Below are 2500 nucleotides of genomic sequence, written 5' to 3'. Positions count from 1 at the left end.
GTCGTCGGGCTCGGTGCCGTCGCCCCCTGGACCGCGGTGCTGGCGCGGCTGTTCGTCGAGCACGTGCCCCGGGCTCGCGGGGACCGGGCTTCGAAAGAACCAGTGGACTGAGACGGCCCGCGGGACCGGCGATCCGGCTACTCGAGCGTCCCCTGGGTGACGAGGGTGTCGTCCTCCAGGTAGTGCTCGATGTGGTGGCCGTGTTCCTCGACGTCCGCGAGGACGTCACGCAGCAGCTCCTCGGTGTTGTAGTCGCCGAGGTTGTTGGCGAGCTGGATGTGCTCGCGGAGCTGCTCCGTGATGTCGCCGAACACCTCGAGGTCGTTCTCCAGCGAGGTCCGGATGTCGTAGGCGTCGGGCCCTTCCGGGCTCACGGGCGCGTGCTCCTCGTAGTTCGCGCCGCCCGACAGCGGCACGCCGCCGAGCGCCTGCGCGCGCTCGGCGAGCACGTCGGCCCCCTCCTCGAGGTCCCCGGCGACTTCGCCGAGGTAGACGTGGATGTCGCGGAACTCCGCGCCCTCGACGAGCCAGTGGTGCTTTTTCACCTGGTGGTACAGCACGTACGTCGCCGCGAGGTCCGTGTTGAGCGCGTCGACGAGCTGCTCCGCTTTGTCCTCGGGGATCCGGAGCGCTTCGCTCTCGTGGACGTCGCCGTACCGCTGACGGGCTTGCTTTTGGGTGCTCATAACGATCGTATGTACGCTCGCCACCCACTTAACTGTTGTTACCTTTGAAAGGAGATTTTTGATATCGACAAAAATTTTTATCGATCTTTTGTATCGGGGACGGATCCGATCAGATCGCGCTGCCGGTCGAGAACCGCCCGTTCGAGCGTCGCGATCAGGTCTCGCTCCCCGTGGCCGAGCGCAGCGGCGACCCGACCGTCCGGTCGGGCAACGAGAGAGTTTCCGGCGTACTCGAGCCTCTCGCTCTCGCCTGTCCGGGATCCGGATCCGCCGGTTCGCCCTGCCCCGACGACCCACCGAACCCCGTCGAGCGCTCGAGCCCGGAGGAGGAGTCGCCAGTTCGCCGCGTGCGCCGCGGGCCACGCCCCGGGAACGAACAGCGCGTCGACGGCGCGCTCCGTGAACCAAGTGCTTTCGGCGACGAAGTTCAGGTCGTAGCAGGTCAGTATCCCGGTCGGCCCCACGGGCGTCTCGACGACGACACGGTCGGTCCCCGGCGTCAACAGCTCGCGCTCTCCGCTCCAGAGATGTCGCTTCCGGTACACCGTCGGTTCGCGACCCTCCGAACCGGGTGCCGGCACGTACGCGGTCGCGTTGTAGTACTCCACGGTGCCGACGTCGCTCTCTCCCGGTTCGCCCCCGTTCCCGAGTTCGCTCCCGCCCTCGGACTCGTACCCACCCCCGGAGCCGCTCTTGGAGCGGCCGTCGTTCGCAGGCCCGCACTCGACGTACCCCGCGACGAGGGCCACGTCGCCCGCGGCGGCGATCGCCGTGAGCCGATCCAGCGCGTCCGATCGGTCGAGTGCGACCTCCCGGATCCGGCCGTCGTCGACGAACCCGGTGAGCGCGTACTCCGGGCAGACGGCCACGTCGACCCGCGCCGGGAGGTCACCGACGCGCTCGCGGAGGCGATCGGTGTTGTGCTCGACTGCGAGGTCGTCGATAGACAGCTGTACGGCGGCGACGGTGGGAGCCTTCCCGGACATACTCGTCCCGTCGTCGCGGCCGGCGGAAAACGCATCGGCCGTGCGCTGTCGGATTCAACTCCGTGTATCGGCCGTGTGCCGCCGGATTCAATTCCATCGAGGTCGTACTCGTTCCCGTGTTCGAGCTGATCCCATGACCGTCGACCCGCCCGCCGCCGACGAGGTGTTCGACGATCCGGCGACGCCGGCCGACGTCGACGTGGATCCGGCGACGCTCGACCGCGAGTGGGTCGTCGGCGAGGCCGCTGCCGTGTTCGGCCTCACCCGAGACGAGGCCGACCAGTGGGTCGTCGAGGACGGCGTTCTCGCCGTGTACGCCCGGATACAGGAGCACTGGGGCGCGATCTAACTCCCCGAGTGTCCGACCCGCCCGTCGCTCGGCGGCCCGAGGTCGGCCCGCCCGCGAAGGGAAACGTCTTAATGGGCAACGCGCCCAGTCTCGGGTGTATGAGCAACGGCGACGACCCGGCGGACGCCTCCGAGGGGGCCGACGCCGACGACCCGGAGGGTGACGACGAGTCCGCGGCGACCGTCCCGACCCTCCCGGACGAGGCGACCGAGGAATCCCTGACCGAGTACCTCGACGAGATCGAGACGGTGCTCGCGGACGCCGAGACCGAGGCCGCCCTCGACGACGTCGAGGCGCTGCTGGACGACGCCGAGGACGCCCTCGCGGACGCCGACCTCCCGGAGCCCGACGAGGACGACGAGGACGCGGATGACCCGCGCGGCGATCTCGAAGACCGGATCGAGACCCTGCGTGAGGACCTCTCGGACGCCCGCGGCCCCTACGCCGACGCCGTCGACGACGCGATCGACGACGCCGCC

Annotated in this window: 3 protein-coding genes and 1 pseudogene; 2 read left to right on the top strand and 2 right to left on the bottom strand. The window is 69.3% G+C overall.

What is annotated here, in order from left to right; translation table 11 throughout:
• Positions 1 to 137: 137 nt before the first annotated feature.
• On the bottom strand, positions 138 to 686 hold the full coding sequence (dpsA, locus tag ACFQEU_RS14420) for a DNA starvation/stationary phase protection protein DpsA (RefSeq protein WP_379783280.1): 549 nt from the start codon (positions 684 to 686) through the stop codon (positions 138 to 140).
• 77 nt (positions 687 to 763) lie between these two features.
• Positions 764 to 1672, bottom strand: coding sequence for a carbon-nitrogen hydrolase family protein (locus tag ACFQEU_RS14415; RefSeq protein WP_379783278.1), 909 nt, complete (start codon positions 1670 to 1672; stop codon positions 764 to 766).
• 133 nt (positions 1673 to 1805) lie between these two features.
• Here ACFQEU_RS14415 and ACFQEU_RS14410 point away from each other — a divergent pair, with 133 nt between their 5' ends.
• Together ACFQEU_RS14410 and ACFQEU_RS14405 are read left to right on the top strand one after the other, a co-directional pair.
• Positions 1806 to 2021: a hypothetical protein gene (locus ACFQEU_RS14410; protein ID WP_379783276.1), complete on the top strand. Its 216-nt coding sequence runs from the start codon at positions 1806 to 1808 to the stop codon at positions 2019 to 2021.
• 98 nt (positions 2022 to 2119) lie between these two features.
• Positions 2120 to 2500: pseudogene (locus ACFQEU_RS14405) on the top strand (HEAT repeat domain-containing protein); the annotation flags it as partial.

This window comes from Halorubrum tibetense, assembly GCF_042661865.1.
Lineage (GTDB): Archaea > Halobacteriota > Halobacteria > Halobacteriales > Haloferacaceae > Halorubrum > Halorubrum tibetense.
Note: the sequence above shows the minus strand (reverse complement) of the source record. Positions and strands in the feature narration are given on the sequence as shown.